Source organism: Salipiger sp. CCB-MM3, assembly GCF_001687105.1.
Classification (GTDB): Bacteria; Pseudomonadota; Alphaproteobacteria; order Rhodobacterales; family Rhodobacteraceae; genus Salipiger.
Genome location: NZ_CP014595.1, coordinates 1,826,368 through 1,850,245 on the forward strand (window position 1 = coordinate 1,826,368; position 23,878 = coordinate 1,850,245).

The following is a 23,878-nucleotide window of genomic DNA, read 5'->3' on the forward strand; positions in this document are numbered from 1 at the left end:
GGGCGCAAGGCTCAAGCGGAGAGCTGCGGCCCCCTGTGTGGCCCTCTGCCCGCAGGGCGTCGCAGGCGCGGTGCCACGCGCGCCGTAGCGGCCTGTGCGGGCATCTGATCGCGCAGCGCCAGAACGCGATGCGGCAGGCGGAAACATTGCGCCAGCGCACCGGCGCGCTCGGGCGCCGCGCGCAGGAGGGTGGCCAGCAGCCAAAGCTCGATAAGCGCCGGACGGTCGAGCGTTTCCACCGCCCGATCACCATGGCGCAGCAGGCAGCGCTCGAGCACCCGGCGCACCGCATGATCGGCGCTCTCAAGGCCTGCTCCCATGGGCGCAGGGCTCGACAGCAGCGCCGTGAGGTCGGCGCGCATCTGCAGGGCGGGGGGCAGCGGCTGCGGCGGATGGCGCAGGGCGCGGCGGGTCAGCAGCAGCGGCGGCGGCGCAAGAAGGCGCTGCCGGGCGCGGCGCAGTGACAGCGCGGCGAGCAGTACCAAAAGCCAGAGGGCGGCAAGCAACTCCAGCCCGCCAGAGGCGGGGTCCATGACGCCAAACAGCGCGACGGATCCAAGACCGAGCCCGGCGAGGCAGGCGGCGGTGGCAGGGCGGTCACTCGGTCTAAGGAGGGCAGGCCGCAGCAGCGCGGCAAAACGCGACGGGAAAAACAACAAATCAAACCTCGGAACCAATACACTGATCCTCGTACCCGGCCATCATGGATGAGAGCGCAGGCGGGGTCTATCATTTCGCGCGTTTGTTTCTTGCCTGGGGATAATACGACGCAAGGAAGCAGATTACCCCGTGATGGGACGCCTGCCCGCGAGCGGTCAGTCGAGCAGGCCCTCGGGCGGGTCGGCGATGATCCGGCCCGAGGCGAGATCGACCGTGGGCACAACCTCGCGGGTGAAAGGCAGCAACACGGTGGAGCTTGCGCCCGGCACCTGCAGTTCCAGAAGGTCTGCAGCGCCGTGGTTGAGCACCGCTTTGACCGTGCCGATCTTGGCGCCACCGGTGTCCAGCACCATGAGGCCGATCAGATCGGCATGGTAGAACTCATCGTCGGGCAGATCGGGCAGGCGGTCGCGCGGGGCATAAAGCTGCACGCCCTTCAGCGCGTCGGCCTCTTCTTTGGTGCGCACGCCCGAAAGCCGCGCCGCAAAGCCACCCTTCAGCGGGCGGGTGATCTGAAGATCGAAACTGCGGCTGCCGTCCTCATTGGTGAGCGGGGCGTAATCGGCGATGGCTTCGGGATCGGCGGTGAAACTCTTCAGCCGCACTTCGCCGTTGACGCCGAACGCGCCACCGAGGGCGCCGACACAGATCATCTCGTCCAAATCGATGCGCCTCCCGTCTGCGCCATTCCGTGGATCGGTGAGAGGCGGAATAGCCCGCCTCTGCGGGCTTGGCAATCTTTCAGCTTAGAAGCGCAGATTGAACACGCGGGTCACGCCGACGCGCACGCGGAACTGATCGTTGGAGCCTTCGTCGACGATCGGGCTGTCCGCTGCGTCGCCCTGCAGATTGTCCCACGTGACGGCACCTTCGACGCCCCAGAGATCATTAATCTGGTAGCGCGCACCAAACTGCAGACCGGCGCTGACAAGGCCGCCATCGGGATCATAGGCGGGCAGATCGGTGGTGGCCTCGTCGGGGTCGATACCAGAGTAAGTGTCGAGGAACTCGTCATTCGCCCAGATGAAGCGCGGGCCGAGCGTCAGCTTCCAGCGGTCGGTGGGGCGCACTACGTAGTCGATGCCGACCGAGCCCACATAGCCTTCGTGGCCGCCAAAGCCGCGGCGGATGTCGGCGAAGGCCTCATATTGCTCGGCGGTGTAGCCGACGCCGAGGCCGACCTCATAGGTGGGGTCGATATCGTCGAGGCTCGACAGCGCCGAGTCGGAGCTGGAGTCGCGCTTGCCGAGGTAGCGGAACGAGCCGTGCACGTCCCAGCCGTAGCTGTCGGCCCAAGGATCGTCGCCGCCGATCTCCGGCACGCCGCGCAGGCGCAGGTGCTTGAAGCTGAAACCGAGGTCGGGGCCCGCTTCGTATTCGTCGGAGCCCAGGAATTTCGGCGCTGCCGAAACGCCGCCGCGCAGGGTGAAGGTGAACACATTGCCCGCGGATTGGGTCGAGGTCACCGGGGCCGCCTGAGCGGTGCCGGAGCTGTCTGTAACGCCGAAGTCCTGCGCAAGGGCCGGGCTGGCAAACAGCGCGGCGGCAAGGGTCATCGGGGCGAGATGGCGAAGCGGCGACATGCAGGATCTCCGGGTATTCTCAAGGGGCTGCTGCGATGAGTGTAGGGCCAGCGCGGCTCTTGTCCAAGCGTCAACGAGAAAGGCGCGCAGGATTGCTCCTGCGCGCCCTTCGACTGTGACAAGGATGTCGCGCAGATTACTCTGCGCCTTCCTCTGCCGGTGCTTCAGCAGCTTCGGCTGCTTTGGCTGCCTTGGCTTCGGCGCGCTCGGTGGCTGCCTTGCCGGGGACGGCTTTCTTGGGATTGTTGCGCTCTTTCTTCTCGACGGCGCCAGCGGCTTCGAGGAAGCGCGAGATGCGGTCGGTCGGCTGGGCGCCCTGGCTGATCCAGTACTGAACGCGCTCGACGTTCATCACCACGCGGCGCTCGTCGTCTTTCGGCAGCAGCGGGTTGTAGGTGCCGAGCTTCTCGATGAAGCGGCCGTCGCGCGGCATGCGCGAGTCGGTTGCGACGATTGCGTAGTGGGGGCGCTTTTTGCTGCCGCCACGGGCGAGACGGATTTTCATGGCCATTGGTAAATCTCCTTCGAATGGCGTTTGATGACGGGCAAAGCCCTGTCAGGATTGGTGTTTTTCGTGGTGCTTGATGACTTCCTGAATGATGAAATTCAGAAAGTTTTCGGCAAAGGCGGGGTCGAGATCCGCTTTCTTCGCCAGGTCCTTGAGCCGCGCGATCTGCTGCTCTTCACGCGCGGGGTCGGAGGGGGGCAGCTCGTGGGTGGCCTTCAGCCGGCCCACGGACTGCGTGTGCTTGAACCGCTCGGCAAGCGTGAACACGAGGATCGCGTCCAGCCGGTCGATGCTTTCGCGGTGCTCTTTCAGAAGGTCTGCGGCGCGGGTGGCGGGATCACTCATGCTCGGCTCCTTTGAACAAAAAAGAAGGGGCACACTCCATGCACATCCCATGCACAACACATGCATAGGAGGCGGCAGGAACCGCGCGCCGGGTCTTGAGGGAGACAGCGTCAGTCAACGGCCCATCCCTTCGGTTTGAAGAGCGGATCGATGTAGTTCGCGATCTCCATGTCGATGCCATGCGACAGCTGGCTGCCGCGCAGCGCCGCGGGCGCCGGGTGGCGGTAGACGGCGTCGCTGCCATCGACGGTGGCGGCTGCGGGGTCCTTGCGGGCACCGAGCCGTTCGGCAAGACGGATGGAATCGAGGTTCTTGGGGTCGATGTAGCTGACCGCCCCCTGCCATCCGGCCTCGTCGTAGAAATACTGTCGCACGCGCTGGGTGGCTTCGAGCGCATAGCCCTTGCCGCCGCGGTCCGGCCAGATGATCCAGGCGATCTCGCGCTCGGGCCATTTGGCGGGAAACCAGCCGCCCGCCATGCCGACGGTCTCGCCGGTCGCGCGCAGGTGGATCATCCACATGCCAAAGCCGCGAATCTGCCAGTGGCCGATCTCGGCGGCGTAGAGCATCCATGTCTCATAGGCGTTGAGCGGCCCACCCATGAAGCGCGAGCGGTAGGAGGCGAAGGTGGCCTTGAAATCCGGGTAATCCTCGGCCTGCGGCGCGCGCAGCACCAGCCGGGCCGTTTCCAGCACCGGAATATCCGGGGTGAAACGCGCCTGCGCCGGAGGGGTCTGCTGGAGAACCGCGCTCATGCCTCTGCCTCGCCCATTTGGGGGTGGCGGAAGATATGCACCTGATGGCCCATCAGCTCAGTGGCGCGTTCGAAGCGCGCGCCAAGACGTTTGGCCAGCGCCAGCGAGCGGTCGTTGGCCGGATCGACGAGGCTGATCATATGGCTGAGGCCAAAGAGATCTGCCGACGCGCGCCGTGCTGCGGATGCCGCCTCATAGGCGTAACCGTGACCTTCGTGCGAGGCGAAGATCGAATAGGCCAGCTCGGGCTCGGGCCATTCAATGTGGTTGAGCGGGCCGGTGAAGCCGCACATTTCGCCGCTGGAGCGCTCGGTGATGTGCCAGATGCCGTAGCCGCGAATCTGCCAATGCCCCGAGGAGCGCAGCAGCGTGCGCCAGACCTGACTGCGCTCGATCGGACCGCCGACGAAGCGCGAGCGCGGATCGGCGTAGAAGGCGCAGAGCGGCTCGAGATCATCCAGATGCGGCGCGCGCAGAATCAGGCGCTCGGTCTCGATGACCGGCACGGTCACGGGCTGCTGCGGGGCGGGGTTTTGCGTGGTGGGCTGTTGTGGCGCGCTCATCCCAGCACCTCCTCGGCAGAGGGGTGGCGGTAGAGCATGTCCTCGCCCATGGCGTAATTGGTGTAGGTGCGCTCGTAGACCGCGCCGAGCCGTTCGGCCAGCGCCACCGAGCGGGTGTTGCCCGGCACGATGTTCGAGGTGATCGTCGAAAGGCCCAGATCCTCATAGGCGTAGCGGCGCACGCGCAGCGCGGCCTCGCGGGCGATGCCCTTGCCTTCGAATCCGTCAAAGACCACCCAGCCGATCTCGGGCTCGGGCCAGCCTTCGGGGTTCCAGACGCCGCAGATGCCCGCGGGCTGGCCGCTGGCCTTGTTTTCAATGGTGAAATAGCCGTAGCCGCGCAGGTGCCAGTGGCCCACGTTGAGCGCGAACCAGCGCCATGCGTCGCCGCGGTGCTCGTAGCCGCCGAACCCCTCGGCGCGCACCGGGTCGAGCAGGAAGGCGATCATCGCCTCTGCGTCAGACGGCTCGGGGCCGCGCAGGATCAGGCGCTCGGTTTCCAGACGGGGGGCGTTGACGAGGCTCATGCGTAGGCCTCCACACTGCCGTCGGCGTCATCCTCGGGGACACCGTATTGCGCGAAAGGGTCGGCCTCGGGCGCCGTGGCTTGGGTCGGAGTCGCGTATTTGGGGAACAATGAAGCGCGCACGCCCTCGGCACCGGCCGCCTGCGGGGCGGTCGGGTCTGTCACCTCGGAGAGGTGAAGGGGGAGGGGGCGCTGATCGCTCATTTCTTCTTGCCGAACCCGCCGAGGCCCGGCGGCAGCGCGCCACCGCCCATGCCGGGCATGCCACCAAGGCCGCCCATGCCGCCGGGCATCTTGCCGCCCATCGCCTTGGCCGCGGCCTCGATCTGCTTGGGGTCCATCTGGCTGGGGTCCATGCCCTCGGGCATGCCGCCTTTGCCGAACATGCCTTTCATGGCCTGTTTCAGCATGCCGCCTTTGCCCATCTTGCCCATCTTCTTCATCATGTCGGACATCTGGCGCTGCATCTTCAGCAGCTTGTTGAGGTCCGACACGTCCATGCCCGCACCAGCGGCGATGCGCTTCTTGCGGCTGGCCTGAAGGATCTGCGGGTTGGCACGTTCCTTCTTGGTCATCGAGTTGATGAGGGCGATCTGCTGGCGCAGGATCGAATCGTCCATCCCGGCCTGATCCATCTGCTTGGCCATCTTGGCCGCGCCCGGCATCATCTGCATCATGGCGCCGAGGCCGCCCATCTTCATCATCTGCTCGAGCTGCATCTTCAGGTCGTTCATATTGAACTGACCTTTCTGGAAGCGCTTCATCATGCGCTCGGCCTGTTCGGCCTCGAGCGTCTGCTGTGCCTTTTCCACCAGCGCGACGATGTCGCCCATGCCAAGGATGCGGCCCGCGACGCGCTCGGGCTCGAAGGTCTCCAGCGCGTCCATCTTTTCGCCGAGGCCGACGAATTTGATCGGCTTGCCGGTGATGGCGCGCATCGACAGCGCGGCGCCGCCGCGGCCATCGCCGTCCATCCGGGTGAGCACCACGCCCGAGACGCCGATCTTGTCGTCGAACTCGGTGGCGACATTCACCGCGTCCTGACCGGTGAGGCCGTCGACCACCAGCAGCGTCTCACGCGGGTTCACCACGTCGCGCACGTCGGCGGCCTGCTGGATCAGTTCGTGGTCGATGTGCAGGCGGCCCGCGGTGTCGAGCATATAGACGTCATAGCCGCCGAGGCTGGCCTGGGTCTTGGCGCGTTTGGCGATGGCGACCGGGTCTTCGCCCTTGACGATCGGCAGCGTGTCGACGCCGATCTGCTGGCCGAGGATCTGCAGCTGCTCCATGGCCGCGGGGCGGTTCACGTCGAGCGAGGCCATCAGCACCTTCTTGCGGTCGCGCTCTTTCAGGCGGCGCGCAAGCTTGGCGGTGGTGGTGGTTTTGCCCGAGCCCTGCAGGCCGACCATCAGGATCGGTGCCGGGGCGTTGTCGATGCGCAGCGCGCCGGGCTCGCCCTCGCCGGTGAGCGTGGTGATGAGCTCGTCGTGGACGATCTTCACCACCTGCTGGCCGGGGGTCACCGATTTGGTGACGGCGGCGCCGGTGGCTTTTTTCTCGACGGCCTTGATGAACTGACGCGCCACGGGCAGCGAGACGTCGGCCTCGAGCAAGGCGACGCGCACTTCGCGCAGGGCGGTGCGGACGTCATCCTCGGAGAGGGCGCCCTGCTTGGTCAGGCGGTCGAAGACGCCGCCGAGGCGTTCGGAAAGAGATTCGAACATGGGCCGTCTGGCTCCTTCTTCTCTGGTCCGTATCTGTGTGCAGACCCGAGATGGGGGCCGCGCGGCGTGGAATCAAACTCGAATGTCCCGGGCGTTTCCCATGACGATCCCAAGCGGCAATGCGAAAACGCCTCCGTGGGCGCAACGCGCTGACGGAGGGCGATCCCGGGCATTGGCCCAAGGGACCGGAAGCGATGGGACTCCCGGTGGATTCCGCGCGATGTACGCCGGTGGGGCTTTGGAGTCAAGCTGGGCTGGGGTTTGCCCGCTATTTGGGCGGTGCCGCGCCGCGCTGCAGCGGATTTGTGTGCAAAAGTGGCACAGTCGGCATGGGTGCGCGCGAAAGAGGCAAATTCCCTTATTTATATCTGGTCGCAAAGCGAGATTAACGCTATGTAACCAACTGAGACGCTTACTAGATAGGTGACAGTATGAAAACCAAAGCTCTTTTCGCATCCGCCGCTATTGTTAGCATGATCGGCGCATCCGCAGCATTCGCTGGTTCGCCGGCACCGGTCGTCGTTGAAGACGATCCCTATGCTGTTGTTCCGGTTGCAGCTCCGTCGAGCGGCACCGCACTGGCCGTTGCCGGTGGCCTCGCAGCCCTGGCTCTGCTGGCAGCAGCTTCGGACGGCGACTCGTCCAGCTCGTCCAGCTCGGACTAAGCGATACAAAATCGCTGCGCTTTGTTGCGTAGCCTTGAAGACGCCCGGCTTTGGCCGGGCGTTTTTCGTTTGCGCGCTGCAAGGCTGGAGTCTCTGTAGGGCCGGGGCCCTTAAGGCTGGGTTCTGCAGGGCCGCGCGCCGGTCCTCGCGCATTTGCGCAGCGCCCCTCTCTTGCATTTCCGCACGGTATCACGCTTTCTGGCGCCAATTCGTGACCCGGTGCACAGGAGATGCCGATGGACAATTGGGACGAGATTCGCACCGCCTATCATGTTGCGCGGCTCGGCACGGTCAGCGGCGCGGCCGAAGTGCTTGGCGTGCATCACGCCACGGTGATCCGGCATATCGACGCGCTGGAGGCGCGGCTGGGTGTGAAGCTGTTCCAGCGCCACGCCCGCGGCTACACACCCACCGAAGCGGGCAGCGACCTGTCGCGCGTGGCGCAATGCACCGACGATCAGTTCCAGCAGCTGGTGGGCCGGATCAAGGGCCGCGGCGAGGCGGTCTCGGGCGAGTTGCTGGTCACCTCGCTGGTCAATTTCTCGGCTCTGATGATCGGTGCGCTGACCTCCTTCCGTGAGACCTATCCCGACGTGACCGTGCGCTATCTGACCGGCTCGCGCCTGTTCCGGCTGGAATACGGCGAGGCGCATGTGGCGCTGCGCGCCGGCGCGGCCCCGGAAGAGCCCGACAACGTGGTGCAGCCCTTCTCGCGGCGTCCGGTCGCGCTTTATGCCTCGAAATCCTATCTCGCGCGCAAAGGCACGCCGAAGGCCGTCTCGGAGTTCGGGTCGCATGATTTCGTCGGCTTCGACGATCTCGAATCGCGCGCGCCGTATCATCGCTGGATGAAGAGCAACGTTCTGCAGGAGCGCATCGTGTTCCGGACCTCGGACGACCGGGTGCAACTGCAGGCGATCCGGGCCGGGGCGGGCATGGGCTTCATGCCGGTGACCGAGGCCGAGCAGGACCCCGAGCTTGTGCAGGTGCTGCCGCCGCAGGAAGATTGGACGTCGCCGCTGTGGCTGGTGACCCATGTGGACCTGCACCGCACGCCGAAGGTTCAGGCCTTTCTCAAGCACCTCAAGGCCTATGCCGCCGAACAGGACATGGCGTGAGCCTGACACCCGCCGCGCGCGGCCATCTTGCGATGCTGACCTTCTCGGCCTGCGTCGCGGGCTCCTTCTCTTTGGGCGCCATGGCCGCGCCGCATATCGCCCCTTCCGCGCTCAACGCGGTGCGCTTTGCGCTGGCGACGCTGCTTTTGGGCGCGGTGGTGATGATGCGCGGCGGGGTGCCGCGCGCTGCGCTGACGGCACCGTGGCGCTATGGCGTGATCGGCGCGCTGATGGTGGCCTATTTCGTACTGATGTTCGAAGGGCTGCGCACCGCGGCGCCGGTGAGCATGGCGGCGGTCTTCACCCTGACGCCGGTGATGGCGGCGGGCTTTGGCTGGCTGTTGCTGCGCCAACACCTGAGCAGACGCATGGCGCTGGCGCTGGCGATCGGCGGGGCCGGGGCGCTCTGGGTGATCTTCCGCGCCGATCTTTCGGCGCTTCTGCGCTTCGCGCCGGGGCGCGGAGAGATGGTCTATCTGCTCGGCTGCGCCGCGCATGCGATCTATGCGCCGATGGTGCCGCGGCTTAATCGCGGCGAGCCGGGGCTGGTCTTTACCTTTGGCACGATGGTCGCCGGCACGCTGCTGCTGATCGTCTTTGGCTGGGGCGCCCTGCGCGCGACCGACTGGGGCGCGCTGCCGGGAATCGTCTGGGTGACGATCCTTTATACAACCGTGGCGGCGACCGCGCTGAGCACGGTGCTGCTGCAGTTCGCCGCGATGCGCCTGCCGAGTGCTAAGGTCATGGCCTATACCTATCTGATCCCAAGCTGTGTGATCCTGTGGGAACTGGCGCTGGGACGCGGCGCGCCGCCGCTGGCGATCCTCGTGGGGATCGGGCTGACGGTGATGGCGCTGCTTTTGCTGCTGCGCGAAGGGTAGGGCCAACTCTCTTTGAAGAGAGTTGCAAATTCCTTGCGAAGGAATTTGCGCTCAGGCCGGATCCTCGGGTTTCAGTTCGACCTGCAGGAAGCGCTCGAAGGCGTCGAGGTTGATCGGCTCGAACTGCCCGAACCCCTGCATCCAGACCGAGGCCTCGCGCAGCGCGTCCGGCTCCAGCTTGCACCATTTCACCCGCCCGCGTTTCTCCTGACTGATCAGCCCGGCGGAGGCGAGGATGGTGAGATGCTTGGAGATCGCGGCCAGCGACATCTCGAACGGCTCGGCGACATCGGTCACCGCCATATCATCCTCGAGCAGCATGGCGAGGATGCGCCGCCGGGTCGGGTCGGCGAGGGCGGCAAAGACGGTGTCGAGATCGGGGGTCATGGCTTCATAAGCCTCGGGGCGGGCGGCGCCGTCAAGCACCGCCGTGGCGGCCCGGAGACTATAATCAACTCCGAGGTTGAATATGGTTTTGCCGCCCTGTTGGCGCTAGCAGCGCCGCGGCGGGAGGTCGCGACACTTTGGATTCAAGCAATTTCAGTGACTTAGGTTCTCGTTTCAAGTGATCACGGCGGGTTGACTTAAAGCCCCCCTGCACGTAGCAACCTTCTCGAACGTCCGAATGGAGCGACAAAGTGGGCGATCCCGATCCGAAGCGGCAACTCGACGCGCTGGAGGCAAAGATTGCGGCGGCCAAGGCTGCCCGGGAGACCCGGAAGTCGCACCACGAGGAACACTACTCGCAGGCGAATGTCGCCTGGCGGATGGTGACGGAAATGGTGGCCGGTCTTGGGATCGGCTTTGGCATCGGCTACGGGCTGGACCTCCTGCTGGGGACCCTGCCGTGGCTTATGGTGCTGTTCACATTGCTGGGCCTTGTGGCGGGCATCCGCGTGATGCTGCGGACCGCCGCCGAGATACAGCAGAAACAAACCTCCGGCGACGCCGGAGAGGGGCAATCCTCCGGCAAGACCGGAGACGACGAGAAGAGGGATCGCGGCGATGGCGACTGAAGCGGCTCACGGTGCAGAACAGGCGGCAGAAGGCGGTCTCGTCTTCCACCCGATGGACCAGTTCATGGTCAAACCGCTCTTCGGAGCCGGCGACGTGGGCATGTTCACCATCACCAATGTGACGCTGTGGATGTTCCTTTGCATCCTCGCGATCATCGGCGTCATGGTGCTGGGCACCTCGCGCCGCGCGATCATCCCTTCGCGCAGCCAGTCGGTCGCCGAACTGGCCTATGGCTTCATCTACAAGATGATCGAAGACGTGACCGGCAAGGAAGGCCTGAAGTACTTCCCCTACATCATGACGCTGTTCATGTTCATCGTCTTCTCGAACTTCCTTGGCCTGATCCCGATGAGCTTCACCACCACCTCGCACATCGCGGTGACCTGGGTGCTGGCTCTCGCGGTGTTCCTCGGCGTGACGATCCTTGGCTTCGTCAAAAACGGCGTGCACTTCCTCGGCCTCTTCTGGGTGTCCTCGGCACCGCTGGCGCTGCGCCCGATCCTCGCCGTGATCGAAGTGATTTCCTACTTCGTCCGTCCGGTCAGCCACTCCATCCGTCTTGCTGGCAACGTGATGGCCGGTCACGCCGTGATGAAGGTCTTTGCAGGCTTCGCCGCGCTGGCCGTCGTCTCGCCGGTGTCGATCGTCGCAATCACCGCGATCTACGGGCTCGAAGTTCTCGTGGCCTTCATCCAGGCCTACGTGTTCACCATCCTGACCTGCGTCTACCTCAAGGACGCGCTGCATCCTGCCCACTGAGGCGCAGGCCGGTCCGGACAACCTCTATCCATCCAATTCCATCGTAAGGAGAGACTCAAATGGAAGGCGATATCGCAAACCTCGGTCAGTTCATCGGCGCCGGCCTCGCAGGCCTGGGTTCGGGCATTGCAGCCCTCGGCGTGGGTAACGTTGCTGCAAACTTCCTGGGCGGCGCACTGCGCAACCCGTCGGCAGCTGCTTCGCAGACCGCGACCCTCTTCATCGGCATCGCATTCGCAGAAGCTCTGGGGATCTTCTCGTTCCTCGTCGCTCTGCTGCTGATGTTCGCCGTCTAATCCTTCGGGACCTTATCCTTACGCGGGGGCGGCACCGTCATTGACGGGCCGCCCCAAGTAGAGACAACGTTCCGACGGAGGACGACATGGCGGTCGAACCCATTCAAGAAGAAATGGCCGGTATCTGCGTCGACGCCCATGGCTCCGCCATCGGGATGCCGCAGCTTTGCGGCGAATGGATCCCGAACCAGATCTTCTGGCTCATCATCACGCTGCTGGTGATCTTCTTCGTGCTGTCGCGCGTCGCTCTGCCGCGGATCGCGTCCGTTCTGGCCGAGCGTCAGGGCACCATCACGAACGACATCTCCGCCGCCGAAGAGCTCAAGCGCCAAGCCAAGGACGCGGAAGCGGCCTATGAGAAGGCGCTGGCCGATGCCCGGAGCGAAGCTCAGGCCATCGCCCAGAAAACCCGCGACGAGATCAAGGCCCAACTCGATGCCGCAACGGCCGAGGCGGATGCCAAGATCGCCGAGAAGACCGCAGAGTCCGAAAAGGTGCTCTCCGAGATTCGCGCGAGCGCGGTGGAAAGCGTCGAGGCCGTGGCTAAGGAAACCGCGGAGGCCATCGTGGCCGCCCTGGGGACCAGCGCCGACAAGGCCGCGATCGACGCGGCTGTGGCAAACCGGATGAAAGGCTGATCCCATGCGCAAACTCATCACCCTGAGCGCGCTCGGAACCCTGATGGCCAGCCCCGCGCTGGCCGCCTCCGGCCCGTTCTTCTCGCTCCGCAACACCGATTTCGTCGTGCTGCTGGGCTTCCTGCTGTTCCTCGCCGTCCTCGTGTACTTCAAAGTGCCGAAGATGCTGGGCAGCCAGCTTGATCGCCGTGCCGAAGGCATCCGCAACGAGCTGGAAGAAGCCCGCGCCCTGCGCGAGGAAGCACAGACCCTTCTGGCCTCTTACGAGCGTCAGCAGCGCGAAGTGCAGGATCAGGCAGAGCAGATCGTGGCTCAGGCCAAGATCGACGCCGAAAGCGCCGCAGAGCAGGCCCGCAAGGACCTCGATGCATCGATCACGCGCCGTCTTGCCGCTGCTGAAGAGCAGATCAAGTCGGCAGAGACCTCGGCTGTCAAGGAAGTCCGCGATCGCGCGATTACCGTGGCCGTGGCCGCTGCTTCGGATGTGATCGCCGAGAAACTCGGTGCGCAGGACAAGGCCAAGCTGGTCGACGAGTCGATCAAGACGGTGGGTGCCAAGCTGCACTGACCTGACCGATACGGCAGTACTTGCAGAGCCCGGCCCATGGCCGGGCTTTTGCTTTTGTGGCGCCGCGTCATCATGGCGCTCGAAAAACGCCCGCAGCCGCTGTCTGGGGCCGATACGAAGGGTGTCGGGGGCTTCTCTCCCCTTCCCCTTGACGCGGACCCCATATACTGTGGAAGTACCGCAATCACAGCCAAACATGTGGGCGGACAGTCGAGGGGACAACGTGGCACATATCATCGTCGTGGGGAACGAGAAGGGCGGGGCAGGCAAGTCCACCGTCTCGATGCATCTGGCAACCGCCCTCGTTCGCATGGGCCATCGCACCGGCGCGCTCGATCTCGACCTGCGGCAGCGCTCGGTTGGCCGCTACATCGAGAACCGCCGCCGCTTTTGCGAAAGCGAAGGCATCGAACTGGCCATTCCCCGCTATCTCGATCTGCCCGAGGTGCAGCCCGAGGCGCTGGCGCCCGGTGAGAACGCCTTTGATCACCGCCTCTCGGCTGCCGTGGCGCAGCTGGAGACCGATTGCGACTTCGTGCTGATCGACTGCCCCGGCTCGCATACCCGGCTGAGCCAGGTGGCGCATTCGCTGGCCGACACGCTGGTCACACCGCTCAACGACAGTTTCATCGATTTCGACCTGCTGGCGCATATCGACAGCGATGGCGAGAAGATCCTTGGCCCTTCGGTCTATTCCGAGATGGTCTGGAACGCCCGCCAATTGCGCGCGCAGGCCGGGCTCCAGCCGATCGACTGGGTGGTGCTGCGCAACCGGCTGGGGGCGCAGAACATGGTCAACAAGATGAAGATGGAAAAGGCGCTGACCAAGCTGTCGAAGCGCATCGGCTTCCGCATCGCGCCCGGCTTCAACGAGCGGGTGATCTTCCGCGAGCTTTTCCCCCGGGGTCTGACGCTGCTGGACCTGAAAGATATCGGCGTCGGCAACCTCAACATCTCGAATGTGGCCGCGCGGCAGGAGCTGCGGGAGCTGGTCAAAGCGCTGGAATTGCCGGGGGTTGAGGTCGATTTCTGACCTCTGACGCGCGGGCTGGCGAGGGCTAGTGGTTGCGCATATGCAGCGCGATCAGCGACGCGCCGATGCCCGAACTGATCAGGTCGATCCCGAGGAAGACCCCGAGCAGCCCGGTCGCCGAGCCCGGCAGCGTGGCCATGATCAGCACGCCCAGCACCAGCGAGACCACGCCTGCGAAGACCAGCCAACTCCATCCGGTGCGCTCGCGGACCGACAGGCCGATGGCGATCCGCATCACGCCGAGGGCAAGGAAGAACGCCGCGATCAGCCATGTGAGCGCTTCGAGCCCACGCTCCGGGCGCGCCAGAAGGAACACGCCAAACGCCAGCACCAGAAGGCCAAGCAGCGCTTCGGCGAGGCGCGCGCCGAGGCTGGTTTCGTCGTTGAAGGCGATCCAAAGCTGCAGCGCTCCGGCGATGATGAAGGCGATGGCCGAGATCGTCAGCACGGTGAGCGAGGCCGCAAACGGGTGCACGAGTGCGCCGATCCCGCCGAGGATCAGGATCACTCCCAGAAGCAGCATCCAGCCCCATTTCTTGCGGGGCTTCGAGGTGGACGGACCGTCTGTCATCGGCTGTCTCCGTGTTTCATCGGCTGTCACAGCCAGTGGCATTGCTTTTGGGTGACCCTGCGTCAGTCGCAGTTTGGGCGCAGGCGCGGAACGAACGCAAGGCCACAGCGGAAATGTTAGCGAAGAATTAGCAAATTCTCACAAAGGATTGCGCATGAACTTGCCGATCATCTTTGTCGCGCTGGCAGACATGGCGCTGAGGTTTTGCGCGCAGTTGCCGCGCTCGGCTGCGCCGGTTTTGCGGCGACTGCTGGCGCTGGCGGGACTGCTGTCCTGCGGCGCCTGCGCGGTGCAGATGGGCGGGGCGGGCTATGCTGGCGCAGTGCCGATCCCGGCCGAGGTCGAGGGGATGCGCTTTGTTTTACGGCTGCGCGAAGATCGGGCCGAGGCGATCCGGGTCAGCCCGATGTGGCCGCCGAAATTTGCCGAGGTTGCACGCCTTGCGCAGATCGCGGTGGCTGGGGCCAGCGGCTGCGTGCCGGTCTGGGCGGTGGGCGATCCGTCGGTGATCGAACTGGGCCTCTCCTGCGGTGGACGGTCCCCGCCGAAGAAGCCGAAAGGCCGCCACACCGCCTGCGATTTCCTTGGCGCATGGGGGAGGGCCTGTGAGTGAGCTTCTGCCAGAGGCGGTCAGAGCGTCTTTTCGTAAAACAGGCTCGAGCTGTTCTCGACATAGCCGCCGAAGGGGCCGCGCCGTGCAAATCCGGTGCTCTCATAAAGCGCCATGGCCGCTGGCAGCTTGTCTCCGGTTTCAAGCCGCAAGAGCGGAATGCCCTCCGCCTGCGCGGTGCGTTCGAGATGCTGCAGCAGGCGCCGCGCCAGCCCCAGCCCGCGCGCCTCGGGCGAGACGAACATGGATTTCACCTCGGCATAGCCCTCGGCCCGCGCGATGGCGGCGCAGCCCAGCAGCACGCCGTTTTCTTCGGCCCCGAGAAAGGTGATTTCGGGGGCGCAGAGCGCGTCGATATCGAGGCAGTAGTTCTCTTCCGGCGGGAACAGCGCCCCCATCAGCGCGTGGCTCTCCAGCAGCAGCGCCTCGGCGCGCGGATCACGTGGAGACACGGGGGCGATGGTTATCGACATAGATGCTTTCCTCTGGCCATAGGGTCGGATATTGGCGGGGCCTCCGCCGGGGTCAACCCACAAATAAGGCGCAATACACGCAATATCTTGTGGACAACTGGCAGAGGGCCGCCACATCCGGGGCAAAGCGTTTGACTTGGCCCGGTGCGGGACGGCAAATTCGGGGATAACTTCGGAATCGGGGCATCGCTTTGCAGTTCACACGTCTTCGACTGACGGGCTTCAAGAGCTTCGTCGATCCCACCGACCTCGTCATCTCCGAGGGGCTGACCGGGGTCGTCGGGCCCAATGGCTGTGGCAAGTCCAACCTGCTGGAAGCGCTGCGCTGGGTGATGGGCGAAAACCGTGCCAAGGCGATGCGCGGCGCGGGCATGGAAGATGTGATCTTCGCCGGGGCGCATTCCCGCCCGGCCCGCAACTTCGCCGAAGTGTCGCTGTCGATCGACAATGGCGACCGTCTCGCCCCCGCCGGGTTCAACGAAGCCGACCAGCTTGAGATCGTGCGCCGCATCACCCGCGACGTCGGCTCGGCCTATAAGGTCAACGCCAAGGATGTGCGCGCCCGCGACGTGCAGATGCTGTTCGCTGACGCCTCGACCGGGGCGCATTCGCCCGCGCTGGTGCGGCAGGGGCAGATCTCGGAACTGATCAACGCCAAGCCGAAGAACCGCCGCCGTATCCTCGAAGAGGCGGCAGGCATCTCGGGGCTCTACCAGCGCCGCCACGAGGCGGAGCTGAAGCTGAACAACACCGAGGCCAATCTGTTGCGCGTCGATGACGTGATCGAACAATTGGCGGCGCAACTGCAGCAGCTTGACCGGCAGGCGCGGCAAGCGGCGCGCTATCGTGCCATCGGCACCGATCTGCGGCAGGCCGAGGGCGTGCTGCTCTACCGCCGCTGGATGGAGGCCGAAGAGGCCCGGCAATCCGCCGAGAGCGTGCTGCGCGCCCGGATCACCGCCGCGTCACAGGCCGAAAGCGCCGCCCGCGCCGCCGAACGCGCCCGCGCCGAACGCGACGAGGCGCTGCCGCCCCTGCGCGAGGAAGAAGCCATCGCCGCGGCGATCCTGCAGCGCCTCATGGTGCAGCGCGACGCGCTCGCCGAACAGGAGGCCCGGGCGCAGGACACCATCGAAACGCTCACCCGCCGGATCGAGCAGATCGGCAAGGACATGGAGCGCGAGGGCGCGCTCAACCGCGACGCGGGCGAGACGATCGAGGGGCTCGAATGGGAGGCGCGCGAGCTTGCCAAGGCAGGCGAGGGCCATGACGCGCGCCTGACCGAAGCCTCCGATGCGGCCTCCGAGGCGTCGGCGGTGCTGCAGGAGCGTGAGGCCGCGCTGACCCAGCAGACCGAGGATGTGGCCCGTCTCGCCGCCCGGCACCAGTCGGCGCAGCGCTATCTGGCGGATGTGCGCAAGACCCTCTCGCGCCACGATGCCGAAGCGGGCAAGGCGCGCGATGCGGTGGCCGAGGCGCGCGGGCGTCTGGCGCAGGCCACCTCCGCGATGGAAGAAGCGCAGGAACGCTCCGAAGAGGCGCAGGCCATGGCCGCCCGCGCCGAGGACCTGCTGCTACAGGCCGATGAGGCACGTACCGATTGCCAGACCCGCGAGGCCGAGGCCCGCGCCGAACGCTCCGAGGCCGAGGGCGAGCTGAGCGCGCTCAGCGCCGAGGTCGCGGCGCTCTCGCGGCTCTTGGAGCGCGACACCGCCGAGGGCGGGCAGGTGCTCGACCGGCTGCAGGTGGAGCAGGGCTTTGAAAAGGCGCTTGGTGCCGCGCTTTCGGACGATCTGCGCGCACCGGAAGTGGCCGATGATGGCCCCTCGGGCTGGTTCGAACTGCCGCGCTACGCCGACGAGCAGCCGCTGCCGCGGGGGGTCACCGCGCTGTCGCACCATGTCTCGGTGCCCGACGTGCTGATCCGCCGCATGAGCCAGATCGGCCTTGTGGACCCCGACGAGGGCAATGCGCTGCAGCATCTTCTGCAGCCGGGCCAGCGGCTGGTGAGCCGCGACGGCGATCTCTGGCGCTGGGACGGCTACCGGGCGTGGTCCGAGGATGCGCCCTCCGCCGCGGCGCTGCGGCTTGAACAGCTCAACCGGCTGGAAGGGCTGAAGCGCGAGATGGCCGAGACGGAGTCGCGGGTGGAGGGCATGCGCACCGCCCATGACGCGCTGGTGGCGCGGCTGGCGGAGCTGACCCGCGCCGACAAGGTGGCGCGCGAGACCCGGCGCGAGGCCGACCGCGAGGTCAACGAGGCGATGCGCGCCTTCAACCGGGCCGAAAGCGAGCGCAGCATGGCCGAGAGCCGGCTGGAGAGCGCGGCGCTGGCGGTCAGCCGCCATGATGACGAGGCCACGACGGCGCGCCAGCAGGTGGTCGAGGCCGAGCGCGGTCTTGCCGAACTGGGCGATCTGGAAAGCGCCCGCGCCGTGGCCGAGGACGTGCGGATGACCGTCGAGGCGGCCCGGATGACGATGATGACCCGGCGCTCTGCTCATGACGAGCTGCGCCGCGAGGGCGAGGCTCGCACCGCGCGCCAGCAGAGCGTCACCAAGGAGCTGTCGGGCTGGCGCCACCGGCTGGAGACCGCCGAGAAGCGCAGCGCCGAACTGGATGAGCGCCGCCGCGGCCACGAGCGCGAACTGCTCGAGGCGCAGGCGGTGCCCGATGAGCTTGCCGCCAAGCGCGACGAACTGGCCCGCTCGATCGAAGAGGCCGAAGAGCGCCGCAGCGCTGCCTCGGACATGCTGGCCGCTGCCGAAAGCGCCATGCGCGCGGCGATTGCTGCCGAGCGCGATGCGGAACGCGCCGCCTCTGAGGCGCGCGAGGCGCGGGCGGGCGCTGAGGCGCGTGTGGACGCGGCGCGCGAGACCGTCAGCGCGGCTGCCGAACGCATCGAGGAAGAGCAGGAGACCACGCCCGAGAAGCTGCTGGCGCGGCTCGACTTGGCGCCCTCCGACATGCCCGGCTCGGAAGAGATCGAAGCGGATGTGAACCGTCTCAAGCGCCAGCGCGACGCGCTCGGCGCGGTCAACCTGCGGGCCGAGGAAGACGCCCGCGAAGTGCGCGGCGAGCATGACACGCTGGTGCAGGAGAAGACCGATCTCGAAGAGGCGGTGCGCACGCTGCGCTCGGGCATCTCGTCGCTGAACCGCGAGGGGCGCGAGCGGCTGCTGACCGCCTTCGAGCAGGTGAACAGCAATTTCTCGATGCTCTTCACCCATCTCTTTAACGGCGGCGAGGCCAATCTCGTGATGGTCGAAAGCGACGACCCGCTCGAGGCCGGGCTCGAGATCATGTGCCAGCCGCCGGGCAAGAAGCTCTCGACGCTCTCGCTGCTCTCGGGCGGCGAGCAGACGCTGACCGCGCTGGCGCTGATCTTCGCGGTGTTCCTCGCGAACCCGGCGCCGATCTGCGTGCTCGACGAGGTCGACGCGCCGCTCGACGACGCCAACGTCACGCGCTTCTGCGATCTGCTCGACGAGATGTGCCGCCGCACCAACACGCGTTTCCTGATCATCACCCACCACGCGGTGACCATGAGCCGCATGGACCGGCTCTTTGGCGTCACCATGCAGGAACAGGGCGTCAGCCAATTGGTGTCGGTGGATCTGAAGAAAGCCGAGCGCCTGGTCGCCTGAGCGCCCACTGTTTGGCGCGCTCCGGCCTGCCTCCGGCGGGGATATTTTCATCTAGACGAAGCGCAGGACGTTCTCCCCTTCGTCTAGACTGAAATATCCCGGGGGTCCGGGGGCCGCGCCCCCGGTCCGGCCTTAGCCAACGGCGATATTGTCGATCAGCCGCACACCGCCCAGCCACGCGGCGGCCAGCAGCCGCGCCGGGCGGTCGGGGCGGGTCAAAGGCGCCAGCCCGTCGGCAGCGCGCAGCTCGAGATATTCCACCTCCGAAAACCCGGCCTCCCGCAGCGCCGCCTCGGCCTGCGCGCGCACCGGGCCAAAGCTCTCGTCGTCCAGCAGCCGTTCCGCCATTTGCCGCATCACCCGGTTCAGCGCCGGTGCCGCGGCACGGGTCTCGGGCGGCAGCAGCATGTTGCGCGAGGACAGCGCGAGGCCGTCCTCCTCGCGCACCGTGGGGCAGCCGATCACCTCGCAGGGGATATCGAGATCGCGGGCCATCCGGGTCACCACCTGCAGCTGCTGATAGTCCTTCTCGCCGAAATAGGCGCGGTCGGCTAGCGTCTGCAAAAAGAGCTTGCTGACCACCGTCGTCACCCCGTCGAAATGCCCCGGGCGATGCGCGCCGCAGAGCCCCTCGGTCAGGCCAGTGACCGAGACCGTGGTGGCAAAGCCCTCGGGGTAGATCTGATCGGGGCCCGGCGCATAGATCGCATCCACGGCAAAAGGCGCGAGCTTTTCGGCATCCGCCACTTCGGTGCGCGGGTAATTCTCGAGATCCGAGGCGCTGTTGAACTGCTTGGGATTGACGAAGATCGTCACGATCACCCGGTCGCAGTCCGCCTTGGCCGCCTCGACAAGGCTCATGTGCCCGGCGTGCAGCGCGCCCATCGTGGGCACCACGCCTGTGGTTTCGCCAGCACGCTTCCAGCCCAGCACCGCCTCGCGCAGCGCGGCCTTGGTTCGCAGAATGGGGATCATGACGTCTTCTCCGGTGCGTCCTCGGCAAAGACATGCTCGGCGCCGGGGAACTCCCGGGCGCGCACCTCTGCCGCATATTCCTCGATCGCCGCCTCGGCCTGATGGCCAAGCGCGGCGTAGCGTTTCACGAACTTGGGCTTGAAGGCGGTGAAGGCCCCCAGCATGTCGTCGACCACGAGGATTTGCCCGTCGCAGCCCGCCGAGGCGCCGATGCCGATGGTCGGGATCGGCACATCCGCCGTCACCCGGTCGGCCAGCGCCGCCGGGACCTTTTCCAGCACGACGGCAAAGGCCCCGGCCTCGGCCACGGCGCGCGCATCGTCGATCAGCGCCGCCGCCGCGGCGCCGCGGCCCTGCACCTTGTAGCCCCCCAGCGTGTTGATCGACTGCGGCGTCAACCCCACATGCGCCATCACCGGGATGCCGCGCTGCACGAGAAACCGGATGGTCTCGGCCATGCTCACGCCGCCTTCGAGCTTCACCGCCGCGGCGCCGGTCTCGGCCATGATCCGCGCGGCATTGCGAAACGCCTGGCTTGGGCCTTCCTCGTAGCTGCCGAAGGGCATGTCGACGACCATCATCGCCTTGCTCAACCCGCGCTTCACCGCCTGCCCATGCAGGATCATCATCTCGAGAGTCACCCCCAGCGTCGAGGGCAGCCCGTGCAGCACCATGCCGACGGAATCGCCCACCAGCACAAAGTCGCAATGGGCGTCCATGGCCTGCGCCATGGGGGTGGTATAGGCGGTGAGGCTGACCAGCGGCACACCGCCCTTGCGGGCACGGATATCGTCGGGCAGCGGGGCGCTCTTGCGCGCGGTTGCGCTCATGGCTGTCTCCTCTCCACGGCAGCTTGGCGAACGGGCTGGCGCCACTTAGCAGGCCGCGCGGCACCGATCCAGCCTCAATCCCGAACGGTCCCCCCGGCGCGGCGGTGCAGCGCCTTGCACTGACACGGCAATTGCGCTCAGTCTGGGGCGACGCCCGCCCTTCTGTTCCGCGAAAGGACCCCGCCTTGATGACCCGTCTCAGCCTCACTCTTGCCGCGCTGTTGCTCGGCAGCACCGCTGCGCTCGCGCAGCAGGACGATCTGATCATCGCGCTGCAGCTGGAGCCGCCGCATCTCGATCCCACCTCGGCGGCCGCCGGGGCGATCGACTCGGTGCTCTATTCCAACGTCTTCGAGGGCCTGACGAAATTCGGCGAAGATGGCTCCATCCAGCCGGGCCTAGCGGAAAGCTGGGACATCTCGGAGGACGGCACCGGCTACACCTTCCACCTGCACGATGGCGTCACCTTCCATGACGGCAGCACGATGGACGCCGAGGATGTGAAGTTCACCCTCGACCGGGCCCGCGCCGAAGACAGCCAAAACGCGCAGAAGGCGCTGTTCTCCGGCATTTCGGAGGTGACGGTGACCGATCCGCTGACCGTCGAGGTTACGCTGTCCGAGCCGGATGGAGCGTTCCTGTTCAACATGGCCTGGGGCGACGCGGTGATCGTCGCGCCCGAAAGCGTCGGCGACATCAAGACCGCGCCTGTGGGCACCGGCCCCTTCGCCTTCGACACATGGGTGCAGGGCGACCGGATCGGGCTCAAGCGCTACGAGAGCTATTGGGGCGCGGCCCCGGCGCTGAGCCACGCCACCTTCCGCTTCATCTCGGACCCGAGCGCGGCCTTCGCGGCGATGATGGCGCAGGATATCGACGCTTTCGCCGGCTACCCGGCCCCCGAGAACCTCGCGCAGTTCGAGGCCGACCCGCGCTTTCAGGTGCTGGTGGGCTCGACCGAGGGCGAGACGATCCTCGCGATGAACAATGGCGCCGAGCCCTTCGACGATCCGCTGGTGCGCGAGGCGGTGGCCCATGCCATCGACCGGCAGGCGATCATCGACGGCGCCATGTTCGGCCTCGGCACGCCGATCGGCACGCATTTCGCGCCGCATAATCCCGATTACGTCGATCTGCTGGGCCTGTCGGGGTACGATCCCGAAAAGGCCCGGACGCTGCTCGAGGACGCGGGCTATCCCGATGGGTTCACCACCACGCTGAAGCTGCCGCCGCCCTCCTACGCGCGCCGCGGCGGCGAGATCATCGCCGCGCAGCTGCGCGAGATCGGCATCCAGACCGAGATCACCAACCTCGAATGGGCGCAATGGCTCGAAGAGGTGTTCCGCGGCAAGGATTTCGGCCTGACCATCGTCAGCCACACCGAGCCGATGGACATCAATATCTACGCCCGGCCCGATTATTACTTCCAATATGACAACCCGGCGTTTCAGGATCTGATGGCGCAGCTCACCGCCACCACCGATCCGGCGGCGCGCTCCGAACTGCTGAAGCAGGCGCAGAGCATGATCGCCGAGGATCACGTCAACGGCTTCCTGTTCCAGCTGGCCTTCCCGACCATCGCCGACGCGCATCTGCACGGGCTCTGGCAGAACCAGCCGACGCAGGCAACCGATCTCACCGGTGTCTACTGGGACGAGTGACGCAACGCCGGGGGCGCTGCCCCCGGACCCCCGGGATATTTCAGTCTAGGCGAAGGAGGAACGTCCTGCGCTTCGTCTAGATGAAAATATCCCCGCCGGAGGCAGGCCGGAGCGCGCCGCGTGCAGAAGCCTGCGAGGTCAGGGCAGCAGCAACCGCTGCAGGCTGCGGCCCATGACGCGGGCGCTGTCGAGCATGTCGCTGACGCCGATCCACTCGTCGGGCTTATGGGCCAGTTCCAGCACGCCGGGACCGTAGGCGATGCAGTTTTTCAGCTTGCCGATGCGGTCGATGTGCTTCTGGTCGTAGCTGCCGGGCGAGGCGACATAGGTGGGATCCTGCCCCAGCACCTCGCGGATCGCCTCGGCGACCGTGGTGACCACCGGGGCGGATTTGTCGGTCATCGAGGGGATGACCCGGTTGAGTTCCCGTATTTCGTAGTCAAACTGCGGACGGCGGGATTTCAGGTCGTCCAGCAGCGCGATCACCTCGTCCTGCACACCCTCGACCGTTTCCTCGATCAGAAACCGGCGGTCGATCACGATGCGGCAGCTGTCGGGCACGCAATGGGCCGGAAGCCCCTCGTGCTCTTCGGGCTGGCCGCCGTGGATCGAGTTGATGTTCATCGTCGAATTGCGCGCGCCCTCGGGGACCACGGGCATGTCGGTGGTGCGGGCGGCCATAGCCGGGAACAAGGTCTGCTCGAAGGCATCCAGAACGGCGCCCATGTGGCGAATGGCGCAATCGCCGAGGAAGGGCATTGAGCCATGGGCGATCTCGCCCTTGGTCTCGATCTCAGCCCACCAGCCGCCGCGATGGCCAAGGCAGATGCGGTGTTTGTCGAGCGGCTCGGGGATGATCACATGTTGCACGCGGCTCGGGGCGAAACAGCCCTCCTTGGCCAGATGCGCGACGCCGCCGTAGCCGCCGGATTCCTCGTCCGCCGTGGCGCTGATTTCCACCGCCCCGGCAAAATCGCGATGGGCTTCGAGAAAGGCCTCCACCGCGATCACCGAGGCGGCGAGCCCGCCCTTCATGTCGCAGGTGCCGCGCCCGTAGATGCGATCGCCCTCGAGCGCGCCGCCAAAGGGATCGCGGGTCCAGCCGTTGCCCACCTCGACCACGTCGTGATGCGAGTTGAAATGCACGCACTCGCCGGGGCGCCTGCCCTCGCGGCGGGCGACGAGGTTCCAGCGCGGGTATTTTTCGCTGTCGCCGGGGGCCCCCTCTGCGCGGACCAGCGTGCAGTCAAAGCCGCGCGCGGCGAGGCGGCGCTGCAGATACTCGCAGATGTCGCGGTAATACTGTCCCGGCGGGTTCAGCGTGGGGATGCGCACGAGATCTTGCGTCAGGGCGATCAGATCGTCGCGCTTCTCGGCAATACGGCCTTCGAGGCTAGTGGCGGAATGGGAGGTGGTGGCGTCGGTCATGCCAGCACTCTTCCCCCGTTTCGCGCGCTACGCAAGCGTGGCGC

Annotated in this window: 28 protein-coding genes; 12 read left to right on the forward strand and 16 right to left on the reverse strand. The window is 66.2% G+C overall.

The features are described 5' to 3' along the window. Positions 1-11: 11 nt before the first annotated feature. From AYJ57_RS08850 to ffh, 10 genes are all read right to left on the reverse strand, one after another. Positions 12-659 (reverse strand): hypothetical protein, encoded by a 648-nt coding sequence (locus tag AYJ57_RS08850; RefSeq protein WP_157374030.1) that lies wholly within the window; start codon positions 657-659, stop codon positions 12-14. A 156-nt stretch (positions 660-815) separates the two neighbouring features. Further along, positions 816-1,322 (reverse strand): ribosome maturation factor RimM, encoded by a 507-nt coding sequence (rimM, locus tag AYJ57_RS08855; protein ID WP_066103870.1) that lies wholly within the window; start codon positions 1,320-1,322, stop codon positions 816-818. Positions 1,323-1,406: 84 nt separating this feature from the next. Next, positions 1,407-2,243, reverse strand: a complete 837-nt coding sequence (locus tag AYJ57_RS08860) for a MipA/OmpV family protein (RefSeq protein WP_066103871.1) — start codon at positions 2,241-2,243, stop codon at positions 1,407-1,409. 136 nt (positions 2,244-2,379) lie between these two features. Further along, a complete protein-coding gene (gene rpsP, locus AYJ57_RS08865) occupies positions 2,380-2,754 on the reverse strand; it encodes a 30S ribosomal protein S16 (RefSeq protein ID WP_066103873.1) in 375 nt (124 codons plus the stop codon). A 45-nt stretch (positions 2,755-2,799) separates the two neighbouring features. Beyond that, positions 2,800-3,096, reverse strand: coding sequence for a chorismate mutase (locus tag AYJ57_RS08870; protein WP_066103875.1), 297 nt, complete (start codon positions 3,094-3,096; stop codon positions 2,800-2,802). Between the two features lie 110 nt (positions 3,097-3,206). Then, a complete protein-coding gene (locus tag AYJ57_RS08875; RefSeq protein WP_066103877.1) occupies positions 3,207-3,851 on the reverse strand; it encodes a GNAT family N-acetyltransferase in 645 nt (214 codons plus the stop codon). Then, positions 3,848-4,414: a GNAT family N-acetyltransferase gene (locus AYJ57_RS08880; protein ID WP_066103879.1), complete on the reverse strand. Its 567-nt coding sequence runs from the start codon at positions 4,412-4,414 to the stop codon at positions 3,848-3,850. Before AYJ57_RS08880 ends, AYJ57_RS08875 begins: the two co-directional genes overlap by 4 nt. Further along, a complete protein-coding gene (locus tag AYJ57_RS08885) occupies positions 4,411-4,941 on the reverse strand; it encodes a GNAT family N-acetyltransferase (protein ID WP_066103881.1) in 531 nt (176 codons plus the stop codon). Before AYJ57_RS08885 ends, AYJ57_RS08880 begins: the two co-directional genes overlap by 4 nt. Further along, complete coding sequence (locus AYJ57_RS26200) at positions 4,938-5,144, reverse strand: hypothetical protein (protein WP_066103883.1); 207 nt, start codon at positions 5,142-5,144, stop codon at positions 4,938-4,940. Before AYJ57_RS26200 ends, AYJ57_RS08885 begins: the two co-directional genes overlap by 4 nt. Continuing rightward, positions 5,141-6,664 carry a signal recognition particle protein gene (gene ffh, locus AYJ57_RS08895; RefSeq protein ID WP_066103884.1) on the reverse strand — a complete coding sequence of 508 codons (1,524 nt, stop codon included), beginning with the start codon at positions 6,662-6,664 and terminating at the stop codon, positions 5,141-5,143. Before ffh ends, AYJ57_RS26200 begins: the two co-directional genes overlap by 4 nt. Positions 6,665-7,095: 431 nt before the next feature. Between ffh and AYJ57_RS25460 the strand changes: the two genes are divergently transcribed. The 3 genes from AYJ57_RS25460 (at position 7,096) to AYJ57_RS08905 (ending at position 9,328) form a co-directional block, all read left to right on the forward strand. Then, positions 7,096-7,329 (forward strand): hypothetical protein, encoded by a 234-nt coding sequence (locus AYJ57_RS25460; protein WP_083191193.1) that lies wholly within the window; start codon positions 7,096-7,098, stop codon positions 7,327-7,329. 236 nt (positions 7,330-7,565) lie between these two features. Next, positions 7,566-8,447 (forward strand): LysR family transcriptional regulator, encoded by an 882-nt coding sequence (locus AYJ57_RS08900; protein ID WP_066103885.1) that lies wholly within the window; start codon positions 7,566-7,568, stop codon positions 8,445-8,447. Positions 8,448-8,479: 32 nt separating this feature from the next. Next, a complete protein-coding gene (locus tag AYJ57_RS08905; RefSeq protein ID WP_066106903.1) occupies positions 8,480-9,328 on the forward strand; it encodes a DMT family transporter in 849 nt (282 codons plus the stop codon). A gap of 51 nt (positions 9,329-9,379) precedes the next feature. Here AYJ57_RS08905 and AYJ57_RS08910 read toward each other — a convergent pair whose 3' ends face one another. Beyond that, entirely contained in the window at positions 9,380-9,715 is a 336-nt protein-coding gene (locus AYJ57_RS08910) for an ArsR/SmtB family transcription factor (protein WP_066106905.1), read from the reverse strand. A 251-nt stretch (positions 9,716-9,966) separates the two neighbouring features. On the opposite strand from AYJ57_RS08910, the gene AYJ57_RS08915 reads away from it, so the two are divergent. The 6 genes from AYJ57_RS08915 (at position 9,967) to AYJ57_RS08940 (ending at position 13,639) form a co-directional block, all read left to right on the forward strand. Beyond that, positions 9,967-10,344, forward strand: a complete 378-nt coding sequence (locus tag AYJ57_RS08915; protein ID WP_066103887.1) for an AtpZ/AtpI family protein — start codon at positions 9,967-9,969, stop codon at positions 10,342-10,344. Continuing rightward, positions 10,334-11,104 (forward strand): F0F1 ATP synthase subunit A, encoded by a 771-nt coding sequence (locus AYJ57_RS08920; protein ID WP_066103889.1) that lies wholly within the window; start codon positions 10,334-10,336, stop codon positions 11,102-11,104. The genes AYJ57_RS08915 and AYJ57_RS08920 overlap by 11 nt, the downstream gene beginning before the upstream one ends. A 59-nt stretch (positions 11,105-11,163) precedes the next feature. Then, complete coding sequence (locus tag AYJ57_RS08925; protein WP_066103893.1) at positions 11,164-11,400, forward strand: F0F1 ATP synthase subunit C; 237 nt, start codon at positions 11,164-11,166, stop codon at positions 11,398-11,400. Positions 11,401-11,486: 86 nt separating this feature from the next. Continuing rightward, positions 11,487-12,038 (forward strand): F0F1 ATP synthase subunit B', encoded by a 552-nt coding sequence (locus AYJ57_RS08930; RefSeq protein ID WP_066103895.1) that lies wholly within the window; start codon positions 11,487-11,489, stop codon positions 12,036-12,038. Between the two features lie 4 nt (positions 12,039-12,042). Next, positions 12,043-12,606, forward strand: a complete 564-nt coding sequence (locus AYJ57_RS08935; protein ID WP_066103897.1) for a F0F1 ATP synthase subunit B — start codon at positions 12,043-12,045, stop codon at positions 12,604-12,606. A gap of 223 nt (positions 12,607-12,829) precedes the next feature. Beyond that, entirely contained in the window at positions 12,830-13,639 is an 810-nt protein-coding gene (locus AYJ57_RS08940) for a division plane positioning ATPase MipZ (RefSeq protein ID WP_066103899.1), read from the forward strand. Positions 13,640-13,664: 25 nt separating this feature from the next. Here the strand turns inward: AYJ57_RS08940 and AYJ57_RS08945 are convergent, their stop codons facing one another. After that, a complete protein-coding gene (locus tag AYJ57_RS08945; RefSeq protein WP_066103901.1) occupies positions 13,665-14,210 on the reverse strand; it encodes an HdeD family acid-resistance protein in 546 nt (181 codons plus the stop codon). A gap of 154 nt (positions 14,211-14,364) precedes the next feature. Here AYJ57_RS08945 and AYJ57_RS08950 point away from each other — a divergent pair, with 154 nt between their 5' ends. Next, on the forward strand, positions 14,365-14,823 hold the full coding sequence (locus AYJ57_RS08950; RefSeq protein ID WP_083191195.1) for a hypothetical protein: 459 nt from the start codon (positions 14,365-14,367) through the stop codon (positions 14,821-14,823). 17 nt (positions 14,824-14,840) lie between these two features. On the opposite strand, the gene AYJ57_RS08955 is transcribed toward AYJ57_RS08950, so the two are convergent. Continuing rightward, complete coding sequence (locus tag AYJ57_RS08955; RefSeq protein ID WP_066103903.1) at positions 14,841-15,293, reverse strand: GNAT family N-acetyltransferase; 453 nt, start codon at positions 15,291-15,293, stop codon at positions 14,841-14,843. A gap of 191 nt (positions 15,294-15,484) precedes the next feature. Here AYJ57_RS08955 and AYJ57_RS08960 point away from each other — a divergent pair, with 191 nt between their 5' ends. Next, the gene (locus tag AYJ57_RS08960) at positions 15,485-18,940 is read left to right on the forward strand and encodes a chromosome segregation SMC family protein (protein ID WP_066103905.1); all 3,456 of its coding nucleotides are present in this window, start codon (positions 15,485-15,487) and stop codon (positions 18,938-18,940) included. 132 nt (positions 18,941-19,072) lie between these two features. On the opposite strand, the gene panC is transcribed toward AYJ57_RS08960, so the two are convergent. After that, on the reverse strand, positions 19,073-19,915 hold the full coding sequence (gene panC / locus AYJ57_RS08965; protein WP_066103907.1) for a pantoate--beta-alanine ligase: 843 nt from the start codon (positions 19,913-19,915) through the stop codon (positions 19,073-19,075). After that, positions 19,912-20,745, reverse strand: a complete 834-nt coding sequence (panB, locus tag AYJ57_RS08970) for a 3-methyl-2-oxobutanoate hydroxymethyltransferase (protein ID WP_066103908.1) — start codon at positions 20,743-20,745, stop codon at positions 19,912-19,914. The genes panC and panB overlap by 4 nt, the downstream gene beginning before the upstream one ends. A 188-nt stretch (positions 20,746-20,933) precedes the next feature. On the opposite strand from panB, the gene AYJ57_RS08975 reads away from it, so the two are divergent. After that, positions 20,934-22,406 carry an ABC transporter substrate-binding protein gene (locus AYJ57_RS08975; RefSeq protein WP_066103910.1) on the forward strand — a complete coding sequence of 491 codons (1,473 nt, stop codon included), beginning with the start codon at positions 20,934-20,936 and terminating at the stop codon, positions 22,404-22,406. 138 nt (positions 22,407-22,544) lie between these two features. Here the strand turns inward: AYJ57_RS08975 and AYJ57_RS08980 are convergent, their stop codons facing one another. Next, positions 22,545-23,834, reverse strand: a complete 1,290-nt coding sequence (locus AYJ57_RS08980; RefSeq protein ID WP_066103912.1) for an acetylornithine deacetylase/succinyl-diaminopimelate desuccinylase family protein — start codon at positions 23,832-23,834, stop codon at positions 22,545-22,547. Positions 23,835-23,878 lie beyond the last annotated feature (44 nt).

What these genes read in the sequence shown, in the direction of transcription:
- AYJ57_RS08860 (WP_066103871.1), bottom strand. Translation starts at nt 2,243, where the DNA reads ATGTCGCCGCTTCGCCATCTCGCCCCGATGACCCTTGCCGCCGCGCTG.
- rpsP (WP_066103873.1), bottom strand. Translation starts at nt 2,754, where the DNA reads ATGGCCATGAAAATCCGTCTCGCCCGTGGCGGCAGCAAAAAGCGCCCC.
- AYJ57_RS08870 (WP_066103875.1), bottom strand. Translation starts at nt 3,096, where the DNA reads ATGAGTGATCCCGCCACCCGCGCCGCAGACCTTCTGAAAGAGCACCGC.
- AYJ57_RS08875 (WP_066103877.1), bottom strand. Translation starts at nt 3,851, where the DNA reads ATGAGCGCGGTTCTCCAGCAGACCCCTCCGGCGCAGGCGCGTTTCACC.
- AYJ57_RS08880 (WP_066103879.1), bottom strand. Translation starts at nt 4,414, where the DNA reads ATGAGCGCGCCACAACAGCCCACCACGCAAAACCCCGCCCCGCAGCAG.
- AYJ57_RS08885 (WP_066103881.1), bottom strand. Translation starts at nt 4,941, where the DNA reads ATGAGCCTCGTCAACGCCCCCCGTCTGGAAACCGAGCGCCTGATCCTG.
- AYJ57_RS26200 (WP_066103883.1), bottom strand. Translation starts at nt 5,144, where the DNA reads ATGAGCGATCAGCGCCCCCTCCCCCTTCACCTCTCCGAGGTGACAGAC.
- ffh (WP_066103884.1), bottom strand. Translation starts at nt 6,664, where the DNA reads ATGTTCGAATCTCTTTCCGAACGCCTCGGCGGCGTCTTCGACCGCCTG.
- AYJ57_RS25460 (WP_083191193.1), top strand. Translation starts at nt 7,096, where the DNA reads ATGAAAACCAAAGCTCTTTTCGCATCCGCCGCTATTGTTAGCATGATC.
- AYJ57_RS08900 (WP_066103885.1), top strand. Translation starts at nt 7,566, where the DNA reads ATGGACAATTGGGACGAGATTCGCACCGCCTATCATGTTGCGCGGCTC.
- AYJ57_RS08905 (WP_066106903.1), top strand. Translation starts at nt 8,480, where the DNA reads ATGCTGACCTTCTCGGCCTGCGTCGCGGGCTCCTTCTCTTTGGGCGCC.
- AYJ57_RS08910 (WP_066106905.1), bottom strand. Translation starts at nt 9,715, where the DNA reads ATGACCCCCGATCTCGACACCGTCTTTGCCGCCCTCGCCGACCCGACC.
- AYJ57_RS08920 (WP_066103889.1), top strand. Translation starts at nt 10,334, where the DNA reads ATGGCGACTGAAGCGGCTCACGGTGCAGAACAGGCGGCAGAAGGCGGT.
- AYJ57_RS08925 (WP_066103893.1), top strand. Translation starts at nt 11,164, where the DNA reads ATGGAAGGCGATATCGCAAACCTCGGTCAGTTCATCGGCGCCGGCCTC.
- AYJ57_RS08930 (WP_066103895.1), top strand. Translation starts at nt 11,487, where the DNA reads ATGGCGGTCGAACCCATTCAAGAAGAAATGGCCGGTATCTGCGTCGAC.
- AYJ57_RS08935 (WP_066103897.1), top strand. Translation starts at nt 12,043, where the DNA reads ATGCGCAAACTCATCACCCTGAGCGCGCTCGGAACCCTGATGGCCAGC.
- AYJ57_RS08945 (WP_066103901.1), bottom strand. Translation starts at nt 14,210, where the DNA reads ATGACAGACGGTCCGTCCACCTCGAAGCCCCGCAAGAAATGGGGCTGG.
- AYJ57_RS08950 (WP_083191195.1), top strand. Translation starts at nt 14,365, where the DNA reads ATGAACTTGCCGATCATCTTTGTCGCGCTGGCAGACATGGCGCTGAGG.
- AYJ57_RS08955 (WP_066103903.1), bottom strand. Translation starts at nt 15,293, where the DNA reads ATGTCGATAACCATCGCCCCCGTGTCTCCACGTGATCCGCGCGCCGAG.
- panC (WP_066103907.1), bottom strand. Translation starts at nt 19,915, where the DNA reads ATGATCCCCATTCTGCGAACCAAGGCCGCGCTGCGCGAGGCGGTGCTG.
- panB (WP_066103908.1), bottom strand. Translation starts at nt 20,745, where the DNA reads ATGAGCGCAACCGCGCGCAAGAGCGCCCCGCTGCCCGACGATATCCGT.
- AYJ57_RS08975 (WP_066103910.1), top strand. Translation starts at nt 20,934, where the DNA reads ATGACCCGTCTCAGCCTCACTCTTGCCGCGCTGTTGCTCGGCAGCACC.
- AYJ57_RS08980 (WP_066103912.1), bottom strand. Translation starts at nt 23,834, where the DNA reads ATGACCGACGCCACCACCTCCCATTCCGCCACTAGCCTCGAAGGCCGT.